Here is a 17,706-nt window from a genome sequence, read left to right as displayed (position 1 = left end):
GTTTCCCTTTGGGCGGCAACCCTGCACTCGGAGCCAGCTGACCGGAGCCTCAAAACCATCGCGGCTCCGGCCCGCCATCTCATGCCGTGGCGATCCACCAGCGTTCGGCCATTTTCAGTCCATCGTTCTCCCAGTTGGGCGCCACATCACCGTGTGCGAGCTTTTTGGATTGGGCGCTGACGAAATTGTTGAAGACCAGCACGATGCTGCCGCCGTCATCGTGGGTTAGTTGCTGCATCTCGGCATACATCGCCGCTCGTTTGGCTTCGTCCGTCTCGGCGCGTGCCTGGACAAGCAATTCGTTGAAGTGGGGATTTTTCCAGAACGTTTCGTTCCAGCTGGAGTCCGCGGCAAAGGCTTGCGTGAACATCCAGTCGGCGGTTGCCCGACCGCTCCAATAGGAAGCGCACCAGGATTTCTTCAGCCAGACATTGTCCCAATAAGCGTCCTCGGCCTCACGCACGACATTGACGTCGATGCCGCATTGGGCTGCCGTTTCGCGAATGAGCGAAGCCGCATCCACCGCCCCCGCAAAGGCGGCATCGGCCACCGAGAGGTCCACCTTCAGGTTCTCCATTCCGGCCTTTTTCAGGTAGTGCTTGGCTTTTTCCGGATCGAAGCTGTGTTGCGGTTGCGGATCCTTGGCGAATTTGATGGCCGGCGCGATCGGGTTGTCGTTGGCCACAGTGGCGTGGCCAAGAAAGATCTTGTCGACGATTTCTTGGCGATTGATCGCCCATTTCAATGCCATTCGCACGTCCGGATTATCAAACGGCGCCATCGTGACATTCATCGGCAAGGTATAGTGCCCGTAGCCAGTGACCTCGACGATTTCCACCTTGGGATTGCGTTTCAACATGCCGAGGGTCTTGAGGTCGGCGCGGCCGATATAGTCCACCTCCCCCGTGGATAGCGCCGCCATGCGAGCGGCGAGATCTGTGATGGCGATGAACTCCACCTCGTCGAGATAGGGCTTGCCATTCTTGAAGTAGTTTGGATTGCGCTTGAGCTTGGCCGAAACGCCGGGCTGGAAATTCTCGAGGACGAAAGCACCGGTGCGAACGCCTGAAGCCCAATCCGCCTTGCCGTCCTTGGCCGGCATGATGACCAGATGGTAGTCACTCATGATGTAAGGGAAATCGGCGTTGCCGCTCTTGAGCGTGAAGACCACCGTTTCCGGGCCGTCCGACTTGACATCGGCGACGGAGTCCAACAGCGACTTCGCCGCCGATTTGGTGTCCTTGCCCATGTGATATTGCAAGGAGGTCACGACGTCATCCGCCGTCACGGTCTTGCCGTTGTGAAAGGTTGCGCCTTTGCGCAGCTTGAAAGCCCAGGTTTTGGCTCCATGCGAAGTTTCAAAGCTCTCGGCGAGGTCCGGTTGGACATTGCCTTTAGCGTCGACCTCAGTGAGGCTGTTGGACAGCGAGCCCGAAAATGCGGTTTGTGTGAACGTGTCGGGGTAGCCGGCCGGATCGATCGAATCCGTCGTCGCGCCATGAGCCATGCCGAGCTTGGCGAAGCCGCCCTGCATCGGTTCGGCCCGCGCCGTGCTCACGAACAGCCGGTCGGCGGCGGCAACGGTCAGGCCCGCGGCCAGCCCAAGATGAATGAAGTCGCGGCGGGAAACCTTGCCGCCTCCGACCAGGCTTTGCGCGATACCAAGCTTGTATTCAGATTCTGACATTTGACTCTCCCATTGCGGAGTTCCCCGCGTTATTTCTCGTCAAGCACCGGCGAACAAATCTGCTTATTGGCTCCGCCACCTTTCCTTCGAATTTTTCCAATCCCAATCGGCTTGCGCCAATCAGGCCGTCACGTAGATGCCGCCGGCTTCGACGGTGACTGGAAATGTGCGCGCGCGAACGGAGGGATCGACCAAGGCCGCGCCTGACTTGATGTCGAACTCCCACCCGTGCCAGGCGCATCGAACGATCTCGTTTTCGCGATGATAGATGAATTGCGCCTGTTCAACGGGCGCGGTTGTGCCGCATTGCGGCCCCTCGCAAAGCGGAGCGCCGCGGTGCGGACAGACATTCAGCAGCGCGTGGAATGAATCTCCGATGCGGAAAATCCCGACCGAAAGGCTGCGGATCTTGGCGATGAACGGAGACCATGTTTCGATCTCGTCGACGCGGCAGATATATGTCTTCTCGGGCATCGTATGCTTCCTCAGGCGGCATTCGCGGCTTGCGCGCGGGGGATGCGTTTGTAGACTTCCAGCGCGTTCAGTCCCATGATCTTGCTCTTCCATGCAGGAGGGATTTGCAGCGTGTTGGCATCGTCGTAATCCCAGTGCGGATAGTCTGATGCAAACATCAGCGTGTTTTCGCCGTCCATCGCTTCGAGCGTGGACCAGAGATGTTGGATGTTTGCAGGCTGCTCCAGCGGCTGCGTGGAAAAGCGGATGTTGCGCCGGCAATATTCAGACGGCAGCATCTTCAGCCATGGCGTCTCCTTGCGCAGCGCTTTGTAGTCGGCGTCCAGGCGCCAAAGGACCGACGGAACCCAGGCGACGCCGCACTCGATGATCACGAAGTAGAGGTCCGGCCATTTCTCGAAGACGCCATGGGCGATCATGCTTGCCACGTGCGACATCGCCGACATGTGCAGAATGGCATGCGTTTCCCAGAAGAATGTCGTCGGAGCAGGAGCAATGGCAGTTGAATTCACGCCGCCATGCCCGCCCAGATGAATGGCGAATGGCAACCCCACTTCCGCGCAGGCTTCGTAGATCGGATGGTAAAACGGGTCGCCATACGGCTTGACGGACCCCTGGGAGGCGAGAACCTGGACCATGCGCGGATGGCGGCCAAGACGGCGTATCTCGGCGGCAGCGAGCTTCGGATCCTGTGGCGCGATGATGATCGAGCCCATGAACCGATCGTCTTTCGGCAACCACTGATCGATCTGATAATCGTTGTAAGCGCTGACCAGAGCGCTGGCATAGTAAGGGTTAGCCAGGGTCGACGCCTCGATAGGCTCATCGCCGGTCAGGATCGCCACGTCGACTTTGTATTTGTCGAGGTGCTTCTCTTTCATGATGAGATAGTTGTCGGCTTCCGTTTTCGGACGGATGTCCTTGCGGGAAAAGTCCTGCGGGTGGAACCAGGGCCGATGACCATGCGGAAAGGCCCCAACGGGCCCTGTTTTCTCGCCCTCGATGAACATGTCTTTCCACAAGCCGGAGAGATAGGGCTCCAACACAGTGGCGCTTGACCAGTAATTATGACAGTCGCAGTCGACTATGAACACTTCTTCCGCTCCGTATCCGTATCTCGTCCCGGCGGCGCTGCCGGCCGCTGATGTGCTACAGCTTCCGCCTTGAGTATTGTTTGATCAAGCTTATGATACGTGGAATATGATCGAGTTTTTCGATTGGAGATTTCATGCAACTTGATCACATCGAGACCTTTCTGGACATCATCGAATCGAGAAACTTCAATCGCACCGCGGATCGGCTAGGATTGACCCAGTCGACGATCAGCACCCGCATCAAGAACCTCGAGAGCGCAATCGGGTCCGAACTGTTCCAGCGCGGACGCGCCGGGGCGGAACCGACCGCCGCAGGACGCCGGTTCGAAGCTTACGCAAGATCCCTGCTGTCTACATGGTCGCAGGCTCGCCACGATGTCCGGGCGTTCAATCGTTTCGAAGGCACCTTGCGCGTCGCCGCGCAGGTCGGGATGACCCGCTCGGTTTTGCCGGGTTGGGTGGAGACGCTGTGTCAGGCTCTTCCCAAATCGTCGATCCATGTCGAGTCGGATTATTCGAACCAGATGGTCAGCGACCTAAGCATGGGAAATCTCGACATCGCAGTGCTTTACGCCCCGCGATACCTACCCGAAATCTCCTATGAACATTTGATGGTTGAGGAATATGTGATGGTTTCCACGGTAGCCAGAACCCTCTCCGAGGTCGATCCTGAAACCTATATTCGTCCTGGCTATACGGTCCTGCTGGAGAAGGCCCATGCCGAACTGCTTGGCGAGTTGGCGATCTGTCGCCTTTCCATGGGATCAGAAACCTTGGCGGAGATGATGCTACGGCGCGCGGGCGGGACCTGCTATATGCGAAGTGACGATGCGCGCAGGTTTGCCCTCGAACGCCCATCGTTCATCGTCGAAGGCGCTCCGACCCTGCATCAGCCGGTACACACGGCCATCCTGGCGCGCCGCAAGCACGAACCGATCATCCGCAAGGGAATCCGCGCCCTTCACGTTGCCGTGATGTCACTGGATATGTGATCGAAATAATCGATCATAACTCGCGAGGGAGGCTCCTGTTATGGCGGGCCCGGAAATGGCATCTTGGCTCTACTTCAAACCGAGATGAATGATGAACGCACACGTTGGGACCCCCGGCCTCCTCCCGATGATGCGTCATCGGCAATGGGCACAAACCACATCGCAGCTCGTACTCTGCCGTCGTGTAATCGAGGAGACGCCCGATGTGAAAACTTTCGTTTTCACATCCCCGACGGATCGGATGTTCTGCTTCAGCGCGGGCCAGTATGTGCTCGTGCACCTCAAGATCGAGGGTGCCGCGGTGACGCGCTCCTACTCTGTTTCCTCACCACCGACGCGACCGCTCGACCTGCAGATCACGGTGAAGCGAACACCGGGCGGCCTGGTTTCGAATTGGCTCCACGACAATTTGGGGGCGGGCGACGAGATCGAAATCGAAGGGCCGCTCGGCTCATTCAATCTCGATGACCTGCCATATGAAACGCCGCTCTTCCTTTCGGGCGGCAGCGGGATAACGCCCGTGATGTCGATGTTGCGTGCGCTTACCGACCGCGCAACCGACCAGGATATCTCCTTCATTCATAGTGCCAGAACGCCAGGTGATATAATCTTTCGAAGGGAATTGGACGCACTTGCCTCTCGCTTCCCCAACGTGCGGGTAACGTGCGTTTGCAGCCAGGAAGATCGCACCTGGAGGGGGCCAACTGGCCGAATAGACAGTCAGATGCTGCTGACCCTCGTTCCCAATCTCCGCAGGCGCACCGTTTTTGCCTGTGGACCCGAAGGGTACATGAAGACGGCACGGGCCTGCCTTCACGCAATAGGCTTCCCGCCGGCGCAGTATCACGAGGAGAGTTTCGGAGGCAGCAATGGTTCGCGGTCGGAATTGGCTTCAGCGATTTCGTCTTCGGTCCGTTTCGCCCGCTCGGGCGTGGAGCATCACTGCGCGCCCGGAGAGACCCTGCTTGAAGCGGCACGGAACTGTGGCATCTACATCCCAACCGCCTGCCAGCAGGGCGTTTGCGGAACGTGCCGAATAGCCAAACTATCCGGCGAAGTTGCCATGGACGATCTAGGCGGGCTGAATGCTGAAGATAAATCGGCCGGCTATGTCCTGGCATGTTGCAGCCGCCCGCAAGGAACGGTTTTGCTCGACGTTTAACTCGGCGTTGTTGACCTTTGAAAAGGCCGCCTTGCGCGCGCTTGGCCTCGAGGGTCTGGTCTCAAAATGTTGCCGCCGCCTTCGAAATGGGAGCAGAGCCGCCCCCTTCCTCCAGGTTTTCGGGTTTACCACCCGCGCACCCGTGGCACCGTTCGACTTATTCCAACCCTTACTGAGCTACAGACGCGAATGTCAGCTTTAGGGCTCGAAACGTGGCAGCGCATTGGCCGGCCGCTAGGCAACTACGATCGGTTGCTGGACTTCAGCCGCGCGGTCACCGGCACATTGTTCTTCGTGCCGGCGACGACATTTCTGGAGAACGTTGCGACCCGGGAAGCAGTCACCTCGACCGCTGGTCCGGCCCTGTCGGACGGATCTATTCGGAGTCATCGTAAGTAGGTCCGCCAGACCATACAGTACGAGGAAACGGCTTGGCGACCCGTACAGAGAACGCTGACCCTCAGCGACTAGCACATCGTTATCTGTCAACTGGTTACGAGGCGGTTCGCCCAAATTCAAGAAGCTAGGCCCCCCATTCGCTGATCGCATTTATCTTACACCCATTGGCAGCTTTGCGCCTCAAATCGGCCGATAGGGCGGCCCTATCCGTGCCGTTAAGCGGACGTCGATGAACGGCACGCCACGAACGGCTTGCGCCATCTGGTCACCCGAGGCGTTTGTGGCGTGCCGAGTTGATATGAGACCCAGCGTCTTGGTCGAAATTAGAACGGGAGCTTGATATCGCCCACCGACAAAGGGCTACCGGCCGCTATGAGCGCGGCAACCGTCTCTCTGTCCTGTTGCCGGCGCCTCATGAGTCCGTTCAGCACCCTGTCGAGAGATATCGCGCCGGCTCCGGCGATGGCGAGGACGAACATGCCGCCCGCTATGGCGAGATCCTTTTCCAAATGCAGCAATTCGTTCTGGCTGGCGAAATTGGTGTGGAACAGGGCTGCCGTTGCCAAACAGAACAGTCCGAGCGCGACCGCGCCCAGACGCGTCAGCAGGCCCAGGCCGATCGAAAGACCGGCTCCCAGCTGCAGCGCTATGGTGGCCATCAGAAGCGGCAGGCTGACGCCGAGGGCGGCCATGGCTTTTGCGGCACCGTCGAAATGGATCGCCAGCTCAACGCCTTCATGCACGAAGAGCAATGAGAGCAGCAGGCGACCCGTCAGCAGGGTCAAGTCGGTGAGATGTAGTTTCAAGGCGATTTGTGTCGTTGTCACGATTGGCTCCAGATAGGAAAGAGGGCAGGCGCCGCACGAAGGCGCCCGCCTGGCTTCATTGGGTCACTTTGGTGTCGATGGCCTTCTGCAGGTCTGCGCGTTCCTCGCAGCCTGCCGGGCAGAGCTGGGTCAGCGATGCCAGCTGCTCCCTAGCTTTGGCCATGTCGCCGGTCTCGACATAGAGTTCGCCGAGATATTCGCGCGCCGCCTTGTGGTCCGGCTTCAGTTCGAGCGCCTTGGTGTAGTAGGTCAGTGCCGTCGTGTAATCGCCGGTCTTGCGCAGCGTGAAGCCGAGCAGATTGTAGACGTCGGCCTGCTGCGTGTCCTGCGCCAGGTCACGAAGATCGGCCAATGCACCCTTATAGTCCTTGGCATCGATCTTGGCTTTTACTGCGGTGAGGTCGGGCGCGTCGTCGCCTTCAATGTTGTCCACGGCATAGGCCGGCACGGTGACGGCGACCGGAACGGCAGTCAGCACGGCAACGGCGCCGAGCAGCCCGAACAGGTTGTGCCTGTTGAAGAGGGAAGGTTTCATTGTCTTTCTCGCTTTGGGATTGCCGCGCTTAAATTTGCACGGGGGTGAAGCCGTAGGCGTTGCCGTCCTTGACGAAGGTGCCGGTGCCCGGGAACGGGAAGTGCGAACCGGAGATGCGGATGTTGTCGGCAATCACGCGATCGATCAGTTTGTGGCGCGTGGTAATGGCCGTCGGCCCATCCTGGTCGTAGGTGCCTTGCCAGTCCGGATGCGGCGCCAGCAGTGCCGGCACATACATTGTGTCTGCCGAAATCATGATCTGCTCCTTGCCGGAGTTTGCGAGGTAGACCGAATGGCCTGGCGTATGACCGGGCGCGGCGATGATCTGCATGCCAGGCGCCACTTCGGCGCCGTCCTCGACCAGCTTCCAATTCTTCCATTTCGGGAAGTTTTCGGCGATGCGCTTGCCCGCCGGCTTGCGCCCTTCGGGCAGCTTTGCCAGTCGGCCGGGGTCGGTCCACCACTTGTATTCCGTGGCGTTGACGATGAGCTCGGCATTGGGGAACACAGGCGCGCTGGTCCCCTTTTCCATCAGGCCCCAGACGTGGTCGGGATGGAAATGCGAGATCATGATGGTGTCGATAGTCTTGTAGTCGATGCCAGCGGCGGCCATGTTGGCCGGCAGATGGGTGGCATTGGTTTGCCATTGGCCGACGCCCGAACCGGCATCCATCATAATCACCTTGCCGTTCATCTTGAGGACGACGACGGTGAGCGGGATAGGCATGAAGTCTGTCGTCAGGCCGGCCTTGGCAAGGGCTGCCTTGGTGTCCTCGACGGAGACATCCTTGATGAAAGCTGGGTCGTGCGGCTTGCGCCAGATGCCGTCATAGATGGCGGTGATCTCGATATCGCCGACCATGTATTTGTAGAAGCCAACGGCCGGCTCGACTGCTGTTTCGGCGAAGGCAGGACGGGTGAATTCCAACCTGCCGGCGAGGCCGAATGCGGCAGCGGCAGTTGCGGACCCAAGCAACGTGCGACGTGTCATGTTAAACATGATGATCTCCTGTGTTAAGAGGTGGGGGTGGCGGAAAGCCAAGCGTGGCCCTCCGTCCTGATTGCCGAACCTATCGGTCCTGACCGGATGAAACTCAGTTGCCCCAGGTGCCCTGGCCGTACTGCGCCGGCACGCCGGCATCGGCACCACCATGGATCTTCTTGACCTCTCGGATCGAGCTGGTGTGCGAGGTGTCGATTTTTGAAGCCGAATGGCTGGCGACCGGCTGGCGGGAAGTGTTCGAGCCGTAGTGGTCGCTGCCGGCGAAGGCCGTGCCACTGGCAACGAGGATGGCGGCAGCGGTAAGGACGATCTTTTTCATTGAAACAGTTCCTGATCTTGAGGATTGAGAGAAGTTGTTGTTTGGAGGTCGAGGCGCGTTCAGCGGCCCCAGAGTCCGTCGTTGTTGTGCCGGTTGATGATGTCCTGAACCGACCCCTGGCTCGGCCCGGTCGTCACCTTGGAGTCGACGCTGTCCTGACGCGGCGTGGAGCGAATGGAAGCAGTAGCGTTGGTGTCGACGCTGGTGGCCGGCTGGTTGGAGTTGTTGGCGCCATGGTCGCTGCCGGCAAAGGCAGCGCTTGAGGCAAGCAGCATGGCAGCCACGCTGAGAGCGAGCTTGGTCATTTTGGTAGATCCTTGTTTCGTTTCTTGGTTGCGTGCCGGGAAATTGGCCCCGCTAACAACAAGACTCGCCAAGACATCCCTTTATTCCCGGGTGGCGCGAAATTCTTTTGGAGGGTCCAAAATCAGGGACGGCGGCTGTCGGGAACTGGGCCAGCCGACGCTGCACGCGCACGTCCGAGGTCGGCACCATCTGGTGCCGTGGGTCTGTCTGACCGCGAAGTAGCCGAGCCAGCGGTGACGTCGCACTTGATATTGGCTGAAAAGGTCTGGGCGGTCGGCTATCAGCCGGTCACGGTGGCGGCGCGGAAGCGCGCTACGAAATCGTCCAGCTCCGGCCGCTCCATGTCGGAAATCGCCCAGTAGGAGAAGGCGCCGTCGCTCCACTGCACCAGCGAAAAACCGCCCTCAGAGAGATCGACAGGGTCGGTCACAGCTCCGGCATTTTGAGGCTCGGCGACAAGGGTGATCAGATGCTCGCGGTGGCGATAGACCAGTGCCGGCACCGCCCGGCCGCCGATGACCTCGACCCTGCCACCGATGAGTGCAAATCCATCCTTGGCCATGTCCGGCGCCGGCGGCGAAAGACCGAGCCTTGCGTCGAGCCAGGGCTTCACCGTGTGTCGGTCCGACGAGACGACATCCACCGGGCTCATCGCCAACAGGCTGCGCTGGTGGCCGCTGGCTACCCCTGCGGCAAAGCCATCGGCTACGCCAGGCTGCATCGCCCATTGCGTTGCACCGCTGGCCAGCACCGCGCTGAGCATGATAGACGCCGCCATGGCGCGCCAATCGAATGAGCCGAAGTTGCGCGCCGACCACCCCGTTCGATTTGCCTTCGCTGGTGCCGTCGGCGCTGTGGGGCGCAGTACCTCGACATTGCCGGCAGCAGCCATGGCTGCGATGCGCGCGCTGAAGGCGTCGCTGACTTGCGGCTTCGGAAGTCCGGCCACAGCCCCTTGCAAGGCGATGACGCGGGCATGTTCGGCGGCCAGCTTGGGGTCGGCGGCTATGCGCCGCTCAACGGCTATGGCCGCGGCGGCGTCAAGCTCGCCATCGACCAGCGCGTGCAGCATCAGGTTCATGCCTGCGGCATCCTCGGGCAATCCGTCGTTGTGCGCGCTCATTGCGCCCTCCCAAGGCCAGAGATCAGCAGGCCACGCGCCCGCGCCAGCCGTGACATCACCGTACCCATCGGCACGCCTAGCATGGCCGCGATATCGCGGTAGGCGAGGCCATTGATGTCGCGCAGCACGAGGGTCTCGCGAAACGGCTGCGGCAGGGCGGCGATCGCGGCTTCGAGTGCCACGGTATCTGCCTTGGCGATCAGGGTCGCCTCCGGGCTCTCGCTGTCGGGTGGATCGGCTGCGTGAGCGGAGCTCACCTCGTCGAGATCGGCGAGATCGCCCACCGAGACGATGCTGCGCGGGCGGTTCCGCGCCAGCCATGTGTAGCACGCATTGCGCACGATGGTGAGCAGCCAGGCGCGTGCATTGCCGCCGGCATAACTGGCGATGCTGGCATGTGCCTTCATGCACGCGTCCTGCACGACATCCTCGGCGTCGGTGGCATTGCCGGTTAGCCAACGGGCCAGCGAAAGCGCGTCGGCGAGATGAGGCATTACCACTTCGCTGAAGCGGTCGGCCTGCGCATTGCTGCTTAGCATTGGTGTACCGTGATATGCGCCTCGCCTTGAGTGCCAGGAAGCGAAGATGGTTCTGTCTTGCAAGCGAACCCAGCGGAAGTATTTAGGGTCGCCAGCTGCGGTGAATGTGAAGGCAACTGTTTCATCGATGTCAATCACACACTGGACCGCAACGATGCATCCACCCCGATGCGTTCTCGCATCCGCGGCGTCTGAGCGCTCTCGATCCCGACTGGGCAGGACGTTTAAGGCAGACAGGCTGGGAGCCGCAGGCGGCCAACGCGTCGCCTTCACCAGGGAATGCGTCGACCATTGCCGTCGCGGTCGTCAGTGTGTGGGGTTGCAGGGGGACGTTCCTTCAAGGTCAATCAGCAGCGTATGCATGGAAGACCAGGGCGGGCGGCGTTTTATTCCCGGGTAGCGAAAAATCTTCTTCGCAATGTAAATTGGTCCGGCCGAGCCAGCTTTTCAACGCTCTTTAGCCTGCGATATCAACCTTCCAGCTCAGCCGATCAGAGCCGGTCGAAATTCGGGCATTGCCAGAGCAAGGGTTTTGTCCATCACTTTAGCCAATTTCCGTCTAGCCGAGAATGAGGCGCATGGCGCAGCGCCTGCTTGCCGGCATCCCGTGTTCGATCTCCCGACGCAGTATTTGACGAAGCCGGTCTCCCGCATGCGTCTCGCCCAGCACCTGAAAGCCCAGCTTCTGATAGAAAGGCGCGTTCCAGATCACATCCCGAAACGTTGTCAGGGTGATCGCGACAAGGCGGCGCTCCCTCGCATCTGTGATTGCTTTTTCGAGCAAGGCGCGTCCGATACCTGAGCGTTGTCGGTCAAGGCGCGCAGCTAGTTCCCAGATGTGCAATGTGTCGTCCTGGATCTCCGCGCTCAGGAATGCGACCGTCCGGCCATCCTGCTCCACCGCTACCCAGCACGTGCCCTTAGCGATAAGTTCACGGTGACGCTCGACGGTCTGGTTTTCGTCATCGGCAATCCAGGCCAGCTCCGCAACTTCGCGGTAAGCGTCACCCTCCGACTGTTCGATATCGGGTAGTGCGTCCGCGTCAGCTACCTGCGCTAAATGGTGGTCATGGAGTTGCCGTCGTGGCTTCCAGGGTTCTGCAGAGAATAACGTTGGAGTGTCCCTCCGGCCAATCTGCAAACTCAGCTACACACACAAAACCGGCTTTTTCATACAATCCTGGCGCCTGGAAATCGTGGCTCTGCACCCAGATCCGCCGAACACCCCTAATGGCAGCCTCGGCGGCGAAGGCGTTCAACAACTTTCGCGCATATCGTCGACGGGATAGATGAACTTGGCGTGCTTCTTTAGGGCCATTCAAGAAACGCGTTTTGGTACGGTTCGCAGCGATTGAAGACACGACAGCTCGTGCACCATCACAATGCTACTGGGCTTCAGGTCACGTCGGCTGTGCTCGCAGGCATGGTCTGGGCGCTTGAAAACCCCGAGGCCGGCATCGTGGAAGTTGAAGATCTGGACTTCCGCGCTGCCTGGAGATCCAGAAGCCCTATCTTGGCTCTCTCGTTGGTGTCTATACGGACTGGACGCCTCTGGATGGCCGGCCTGGGCTCTTCCCGGAGGACATCGACACATCCGATCCCTGGCAGTTCCGGAATGTGCTGGTTTCATGATAGCCGCCGGGCAGGGCAGCGGCGCAACGGGTTTCTGCTCCGGCAAAGCTGCCGACATGGTTCTCTCCCGGCGCGGAGGCAATTGGCGTGGACCGACGGTTCCGTACGGACGGTCTCGTCCAACTCGAGACGTTAGAGTTGGCAATAAGGAAATTGACCTGATGGATCTCACCACACGGCTTGTCGTCGCGATCGGGCTTGGCGCGCTTCTTATCGGGGCGTTCATTCTCATATAGCCGAATGTGACGTTTCAAACGCCTTTCACGCGTTACATTGCCTGTCGTGCGGCAATTCTGGCGGGACTGGACGGCAGCATCGATTTCTCGTCCTGCCGTCGCTTGTCCGTTGGTCGGATCGCCCTGTGCCTACCCAGAGAAGCGCTTTGACTAAGCGAGCTGCAAGCCCACCGAAGCATGGATCGCCGCAGACGGTTCCCATCGCCCCCCGGGGGTCGTTGCGCAGCTAAGCAGCACAAGCACGCAAGCTAGGTGCGTGCTCTATCGCCTCTGGCGCGGTCACGCCTGAGAGTTGCAAGCCGTACGACGCGGCAGAACAGCTGGTTTCAAAATCCGGCATCGACACCGTCGCCAATTCCCATAGCTTGACCACGGCACTGAAAACGCGCTCCCGCCACAGCCGCCGCTACTACGGAAGGTGATGCGATTCTCGCCGGCTCGCCTGCATCCAGAGGGACGAGGACTTCGATCCTGTATTGCTATCGCGACTGCAGTTCGGCTGGGTCATCGGCTGGCACATCCTGCTGCCGGCTATTACTGTAGGATTGGCCGCGTTCATCGCGATGCTGGAAGGCCTCAATTTCTTGACCGGAAGGGACATCTATCTCCGCATCTCGACGTTCTGGATCAAGATATTCTCGATTGCGTTCGGAATGGGCGTCGTCACCGGTGGCGATGGCCCAGGACGGCGTGAAGGCGCGGATCGAGGAGATCATGCCGAAATTGAAACGGCGGAAGGGTGAATGAGACGGCTTGCAGTTGCGCGCACGCGTACGCGTCCACCGAATGTGACATTAGCGCAACCTGATTGAGCTAACGAACACGCGAACAGAACAGTCGCTTGACGATCAAGGCAGACTGCGACAGCGTTTGCCGTCCGGGGGTAAGCGGCGCACGGCTCGTCGAGAGCTAGTAAAAAGGGGCAGGGGCCTTTCTCGACGAGCCTGCCTCGGACATACCCGCTCGCTAAGGGAGATCGGCGACAAGGTGCGGGTCGAGGAGATCACGCCGAAGGTGAAGAAGCGCTGACGTCGTCCTAATTTCAAATTAGCCCGGAGAGGTGGAATAGCCTGGCAACTCGCACGCCAAGGCCAATAATGGTTTGGCCATCATTGGCGGCGAAATCCCAACCGAAAAATGCTGCCCAGCCAAAAAGCAGGATTGAGAAGCGCATTAGCACCTTCTAAAATAGATAAGTTGAATAAGCGTTAAAGGCTTCTTTTGCGCGCTGGCATTCCCAGTGCGCTTTTACAAAGGGGCGATACTGGGGAGGGACCAGGGTAGGGGTTCAGGGCAGCGGAATCGGCTTGTCGCTGAGTGTGCGCAAGTACGCGATCACGTTGACCCGTTCGGTCTCGTCCGGGACACCGGGCGTCTCCATCTTGACGCCCGGCGTTGTGAGCATGGGCCCGAAGAGATATGTGTTCAGGTCCTCATACGTCCATACACCCTCCCAGCCCAGCAATGTGTCGGAGTAACGCATACTTGCCATGGATGCCTTGTCGCGGCCGACGACGCCCCACAAGTTGGGCCCCGTCTTGGTCTCTCCCTGTGGCTCGGCATTGTGGCAACCGTGACACACATGGGTGAAGTAGGTTCGGCCTTTCTCGACATCCGCATTTGACAATTTCAATTTCATCGAGATAGGGGCTGGCGTTGGCAAGACGACGCCGTGCGACAAGAGATATGCGGCAACTTCATGTTGCCCCTTGAATTTTGCCATGTGGAGCGGTGTCTTGCCGTCCTTTGTCTTCGCATTCACATCGGCGCCGGCCTCGACCAGTGCCTTCACGCAATCGAGACAGCCGGATCTGACGGCGATGTGAAGGGCGGATTCACCGCCGCGCTGCGCATTTGGATTTGCGCCCCCCTGCAGCAACAGATTGATCAAGTCGACCCTGCGTTTTGCCAAAGCCGGCATGAGGGGAGGTCCCAAAAGCGGCGTCGGGGCAACGTTGGCGTCGGCACCTCGTTCCATGAGCAGTTTTGCCGCCGCAAGATGCCCGCCCCTAACCGCAAGATAGAGCGGCGTTGCTTTTCCATCGCTCTCGTCGACGCCGGCACCGGCGTCGAGCGCTGCCGTAATTGCCGCGACATCTCCCTTCACGGCGGCGTCGTGAATGGCGGCGGCATGCGATACAATCGGGATGTGTGCAATCAGCAGTGAAATGAAAAGCAAGGACATGCGCATTCGGCACCCCTGTGTCAAACCGGAGGACGCGGCACGCTGCGAGAAGGGATGACTTTAGTCCGAATGCTTAATCGCGGCAATGTATTTCAGCAACTGCTGTCGTAAGCACATGAGTTGTCCGGATTAGGTAGCACGCGAGTTGTCCGGTTTTATCGCCAGCGAATGGAGGCTGGGCATGAAGCGGGCAGCGTGGCTAGAGGACCGGAGAATGCAGAAGTTTCGGGATTATTGAGCCGCTGGAATGGCGGCGATCTTTCGATGATGGAGGCAGGCGAGTTGCTGGGCATGTCGGAGCGGAAATTCCGGCGTTACCGCGAGCGTTACGAAGAGGCTGGGGAGGCTGGGTTGCTCGACCGGCGTTTGGGCAAGCTTTCGACGCGCCGGGTGCCCGCGGAGGCGATCGAGGAGATGCTGGAACTTTATCGCCACCGCTACCTTGGCTGGAACGTGAAGCATTTCCACGAACACCTGCTGCGCGATCATGACTTCAGCTGGGGCTACCCCTTCATCAAGACGCAGCTTCATGCGGCTGGGCTGGTGGGACGGGCCAAGCGGCGCGGTGCTCACCGGCGCAAGGAAGCCGTGCGAGGGGAACCTCTACAAATCCGACGGACCTCACGGTCGTCTCGAACACTGCACGAGACAGATTTGCGGGCATTCGGAACTTGCGTCGTATCTCGGCCTTCAACTCACCCCGCTCTGTAATAAAGCAGGCCATTGCTGCGTCCTTGCGCGAATCCAGCGCGAGCTTCTATGAAGCCGGAGCGGTTCTCAATTACTGCGGATCCCACCCGAGGTTCGGTTTCTCCGCCGTCAACACTGGACGACAGGTTCTGGATTTTGAGAGCGTGCTCTCTTTGGATCAGGAGGCCGCCATTCCGTCCAACCCAAGCAAGTGGTTTGGTTAGACCAGACGGACCCTAAGCTGTCGTTCTCATTAGGTCGCGATTTCTGAGCAGTGCTCAGGAACGAGCGCTGCCTTCGGCAGCACGATTTTCTACGCGAGCCGATCCAGGTACATCTCGAGCGCCGAGATGGGCCGATGATCGAATTGCAAGACGCCAGGTCAGGCGAATTGTCACTGATTTCATCGCTGGTGTTCCTAAGCACCGCGGAGCGAGGCCATCAGCCTGTTTTCCTCATCGACGAACCCGAGCAGCCTTCACCCGAACTGGCAGCGCGAGTATGTCGAACGTGTAATGACCTCCACATACTACAGGCAGACCCATGTGGTCATCGCGACCTATGCGCCTCTTGTCGTTACAGGCGCCTTGGCGTGGTCCAAGGACGTCGTTGGGTCTTCCAGATGGTCAACGGCTGGCCGCTGCGCATTCCGCTCGTGGATTCGACTCCCGAGTATAGAAGAGGTCCTTTGGCGAGCCTTCGATGTGGTTACGCCTGCTAACCATTTCGCCGTGAATGAGGCGAGGCGGGCTTCTTGCTCTACGTTGAAAGCCACTGAGGGTAAGCCCGCCGCCTATTGGGGCGCCGGCGGCGGACCCTGTGTAAGCGGCTACATCCTTTTGAATCGACCGCTCAGAGGGTCAATGTGCCACTTGAAGGTGAGTTCCCTTTAGGATTCCAGGCAGTGCGGTTTGCGTAGCGTCCAGATCGCCATGCGACTTCGATTTTCAAGCGCGACATAGGCCATCAGGCGTAGTTGTAGCAAGACCGGTGTACCGGTAGCATATGGAGCCTGGACATTAGGCCCACCCTCGTGTCCAGCTATGGTCGGCACGGTCGCACAACCCGTTTTTGGTCTGCCTGATCGTGCCGACTACCGCCCCCCAGGGGCCCCTTCCAAGGGCTTGTGCTTTGGTGGCGATTGTCCGCAGTCGGACAGGAACGTAAGGTGAAACTAGCGAGGACTTTGCGCGGCTCCGCTACTGCGGGATTGCGCCTAGTTGCAACGGCCAGAACAAATCAAGGCCAAAAGCGAGCCGCTAGGCGCTACCCAGCCGTAGACCCAAAAGAATGGCCGGTGCGGGGATGCTTAGGTTGAAGCGTGGGCCGCACCTGCCATTGCGGGATAGCTCATAGGGATCATCCCCAGCGCTGCCTAAGTTATAGGCATATTTGCGATTGCTCAATTGAGACTGACGTCCCTACCCAGCCGTAGGGGGATAGCTAAATCCAGCTAGGGGAAAGACCGTTGCGCAGAAAACCAAAGGAGCCGCTAAGCAGTTAGACCGTTGCACGGCTGGCGATCTGTGCACATGACGCCGACCCATCCAACGTCTATCCTTAAGCCGGTGAGGGAACACCTGAACCGCCAAGGGGCGGCGGACATGAAGGCGTACCGCCCGGCGGGCAACGCCTGAATCCAACATCCTGTTGAATTGGCCCGCTGCCGAGAGGTGGCGGGCCTTATTCTTTGTGTTGAACGATGTAGCTATTGCTGACGGCGTTGCTCCCAACACCGCGCGTGACAACAACGGTGGTGTACCCGGCGGGCAGGGAACCGGTGACAGTCTCGTCGAGGGGATGACATCGTCCGACGATTTCCCCATTTGGCGCACCTGCGAGCCTGTCTTTCAGAGATGCCTTACACACGTCAAGCGACGCATATGTGGTCGGCGCGGCATCAATGGGCCTGCAGACGACAGCCTCGCCTGGGCTGCAAGAGAGTAAAAGCAGTACTGCTGCGGTTGCCGGATCCATTGTCGAAGCTCCACTGAGACGAGCCTCAACGCGCATCGACGGCCTTTGTTGCACAGGCAGCCCTGGCGGCGGCCCGCTGCCGAGAGGTGGCGGGGCTAATCCCTATTTCGCAAGCGAGTTGCCGGACAGCTCAAAAACCATCGGCTCGCCTCTGAAATCGGAATAGCGAATCCATCGAGGCGAAATCGTAAAAAGTTGTGCCCCTTGCTTTAGAAACTCCGCTTCAAGCGGACAGTTGGCAACGTGGACATCTCTCAACCGCTGTGATTCGTTAGCCTTGGCAGGTCGGGCCCGGCCTTCGATTTGAACCGTGACATTTTCATCCCAGCCGATCACCATGGCGATCCGGCTGTCTCGTTTGATATTTGCCAGCTTCCGCTTCCGGGAAAGCTGTCGAACACGATGTTGAGGTCGTCGCCCAACGTCACCTGTATGACGGCTGCCTCTGGAGACCCGTCCGGATGCACGGTGCTGATAGCCCCGAGCTTATGCCTAGGTGCCCGCGATCATGCTGACCCCAAGGGAA

General features: G+C 59.5%; 17 protein-coding genes and 3 pseudogenes. 6 read left to right on the top strand and 14 right to left on the bottom strand.

Features of this window, described 5'->3' with window-relative positions; all coding sequences use genetic code 11:
• Nucleotides 1-79: 79 nt before the first annotated feature.
• The 3 genes from A4R29_RS30995 to A4R29_RS30985 all read right to left on the bottom strand — a co-directional run bounded on the left by A4R29_RS30995 (nt 80) and on the right by A4R29_RS30985 (nt 3,255).
• A complete protein-coding gene (locus tag A4R29_RS30995) occupies nt 80-1,687 on the bottom strand; it encodes an ABC transporter substrate-binding protein (RefSeq protein WP_063173935.1) in 1,608 nt (535 codons plus the stop codon).
• A gap of 120 nt (nt 1,688-1,807) precedes the next feature.
• On the bottom strand, nt 1,808-2,161 hold the full coding sequence (locus A4R29_RS30990; protein WP_063173934.1) for a Rieske (2Fe-2S) protein: 354 nt from the start codon (nt 2,159-2,161) through the stop codon (nt 1,808-1,810).
• Nucleotides 2,162-2,172: 11 nt separating this feature from the next.
• Nucleotides 2,173-3,255 carry an amidohydrolase family protein gene (locus tag A4R29_RS30985; protein ID WP_027162027.1) on the bottom strand — a complete coding sequence of 361 codons (1,083 nt, stop codon included), beginning with the start codon at nt 3,253-3,255 and terminating at the stop codon, nt 2,173-2,175.
• Nucleotides 3,256-3,389: 134 nt separating this feature from the next.
• Between A4R29_RS30985 and A4R29_RS30980 the strand changes: the two genes are divergently transcribed.
• From A4R29_RS30980 to A4R29_RS35205, 3 genes and pseudogenes are all read left to right on the top strand, one after another.
• Nucleotides 3,390-4,247 carry a LysR family transcriptional regulator gene (locus tag A4R29_RS30980; RefSeq protein ID WP_027162028.1) on the top strand — a complete coding sequence of 286 codons (858 nt, stop codon included), beginning with the start codon at nt 3,390-3,392 and terminating at the stop codon, nt 4,245-4,247.
• 205 nt (nt 4,248-4,452) lie between these two features.
• Entirely contained in the window at nt 4,453-5,409 is a 957-nt protein-coding gene (locus A4R29_RS30975; RefSeq protein ID WP_161491092.1) for an FAD-binding oxidoreductase, read from the top strand.
• 222 nt (nt 5,410-5,631) lie between these two features.
• A pseudogene (locus A4R29_RS35205) lies at nt 5,632-5,808 on the top strand (Dyp-type peroxidase); the annotation flags it as partial.
• Between the two features lie 323 nt (nt 5,809-6,131).
• Here A4R29_RS35205 and A4R29_RS30970 read toward each other — a convergent pair.
• The 8 genes from A4R29_RS30970 to A4R29_RS30935 all read right to left on the bottom strand — a co-directional run bounded on the left by A4R29_RS30970 (nt 6,132) and on the right by A4R29_RS30935 (nt 11,601).
• Complete coding sequence (locus A4R29_RS30970; RefSeq protein ID WP_338039906.1) at nt 6,132-6,593, bottom strand: DoxX family protein; 462 nt, start codon at nt 6,591-6,593, stop codon at nt 6,132-6,134.
• Nucleotides 6,594-6,690: 97 nt separating this feature from the next.
• Nucleotides 6,691-7,170 (bottom strand): tetratricopeptide repeat protein, encoded by a 480-nt coding sequence (locus A4R29_RS30965; protein WP_027162031.1) that lies wholly within the window; start codon nt 7,168-7,170, stop codon nt 6,691-6,693.
• A 28-nt stretch (nt 7,171-7,198) separates the two neighbouring features.
• On the bottom strand, nt 7,199-8,170 hold the full coding sequence (locus tag A4R29_RS30960; RefSeq protein WP_027162032.1) for an MBL fold metallo-hydrolase: 972 nt from the start codon (nt 8,168-8,170) through the stop codon (nt 7,199-7,201).
• A gap of 94 nt (nt 8,171-8,264) precedes the next feature.
• Nucleotides 8,265-8,492 (bottom strand): DUF680 domain-containing protein, encoded by a 228-nt coding sequence (locus tag A4R29_RS30955; protein WP_027162033.1) that lies wholly within the window; start codon nt 8,490-8,492, stop codon nt 8,265-8,267.
• 59 nt (nt 8,493-8,551) lie between these two features.
• Nucleotides 8,552-8,797 (bottom strand): DUF680 domain-containing protein, encoded by a 246-nt coding sequence (locus A4R29_RS30950; protein WP_027162034.1) that lies wholly within the window; start codon nt 8,795-8,797, stop codon nt 8,552-8,554.
• Between the two features lie 281 nt (nt 8,798-9,078).
• Nucleotides 9,079-9,921: an anti-sigma factor family protein gene (locus A4R29_RS30945; RefSeq protein WP_063173933.1), complete on the bottom strand. Its 843-nt coding sequence runs from the start codon at nt 9,919-9,921 to the stop codon at nt 9,079-9,081.
• The gene (locus tag A4R29_RS30940) at nt 9,918-10,460 is read right to left on the bottom strand and encodes a sigma-70 family RNA polymerase sigma factor (RefSeq protein ID WP_027162036.1); all 543 of its coding nucleotides are present in this window, start codon (nt 10,458-10,460) and stop codon (nt 9,918-9,920) included. The genes A4R29_RS30945 and A4R29_RS30940 overlap by 4 nt, the downstream gene beginning before the upstream one ends.
• Nucleotides 10,461-11,019: 559 nt before the next feature.
• The gene (locus tag A4R29_RS30935; protein ID WP_198032098.1) at nt 11,020-11,601 is read right to left on the bottom strand and encodes a GNAT family N-acetyltransferase; all 582 of its coding nucleotides are present in this window, start codon (nt 11,599-11,601) and stop codon (nt 11,020-11,022) included.
• 132 nt (nt 11,602-11,733) lie between these two features.
• Between A4R29_RS30935 and A4R29_RS33635 the strand changes: the two are divergent.
• Nucleotides 11,734-12,092, top strand: a pseudogene (locus A4R29_RS33635) (homospermidine synthase); the annotation flags it as partial.
• 682 nt (nt 12,093-12,774) lie between these two features.
• A pseudogene (locus A4R29_RS30925) lies at nt 12,775-12,999 on the top strand (cytochrome ubiquinol oxidase subunit I); the annotation flags it as partial.
• 371 nt (nt 13,000-13,370) lie between these two features.
• Here the strand turns inward: A4R29_RS30925 and A4R29_RS35400 are convergent.
• Nucleotides 13,371-13,502: a hypothetical protein gene (locus A4R29_RS35400; protein WP_276327777.1), complete on the bottom strand. Its 132-nt coding sequence runs from the start codon at nt 13,500-13,502 to the stop codon at nt 13,371-13,373.
• Nucleotides 13,503-13,616: 114 nt separating this feature from the next.
• Nucleotides 13,617-14,519, bottom strand: a complete 903-nt coding sequence (locus tag A4R29_RS30920; protein ID WP_027162038.1) for an ankyrin repeat domain-containing protein — start codon at nt 14,517-14,519, stop codon at nt 13,617-13,619.
• A gap of 228 nt (nt 14,520-14,747) precedes the next feature.
• On the opposite strand from A4R29_RS30920, the gene A4R29_RS30915 reads away from it, so the two are divergent.
• On the top strand, nt 14,748-15,224 hold the full coding sequence (locus A4R29_RS30915; RefSeq protein WP_161491091.1) for a helix-turn-helix domain-containing protein: 477 nt from the start codon (nt 14,748-14,750) through the stop codon (nt 15,222-15,224).
• Nucleotides 15,225-17,282: 2,058 nt separating this feature from the next.
• Here the strand turns inward: A4R29_RS30915 and A4R29_RS30910 are convergent.
• Entirely contained in the window at nt 17,283-17,519 is a 237-nt protein-coding gene (locus A4R29_RS30910) for a hypothetical protein (protein ID WP_063173931.1), read from the bottom strand.
• Nucleotides 17,520-17,706 lie beyond the last annotated feature (187 nt).

Source organism: Mesorhizobium ciceri biovar biserrulae (assembly GCF_001618845.1).
GTDB lineage: Bacteria > Pseudomonadota > Alphaproteobacteria > Rhizobiales > Rhizobiaceae > Mesorhizobium > Mesorhizobium ciceri.
This window is presented reverse-complemented; position numbering and strand designations above follow the sequence as displayed.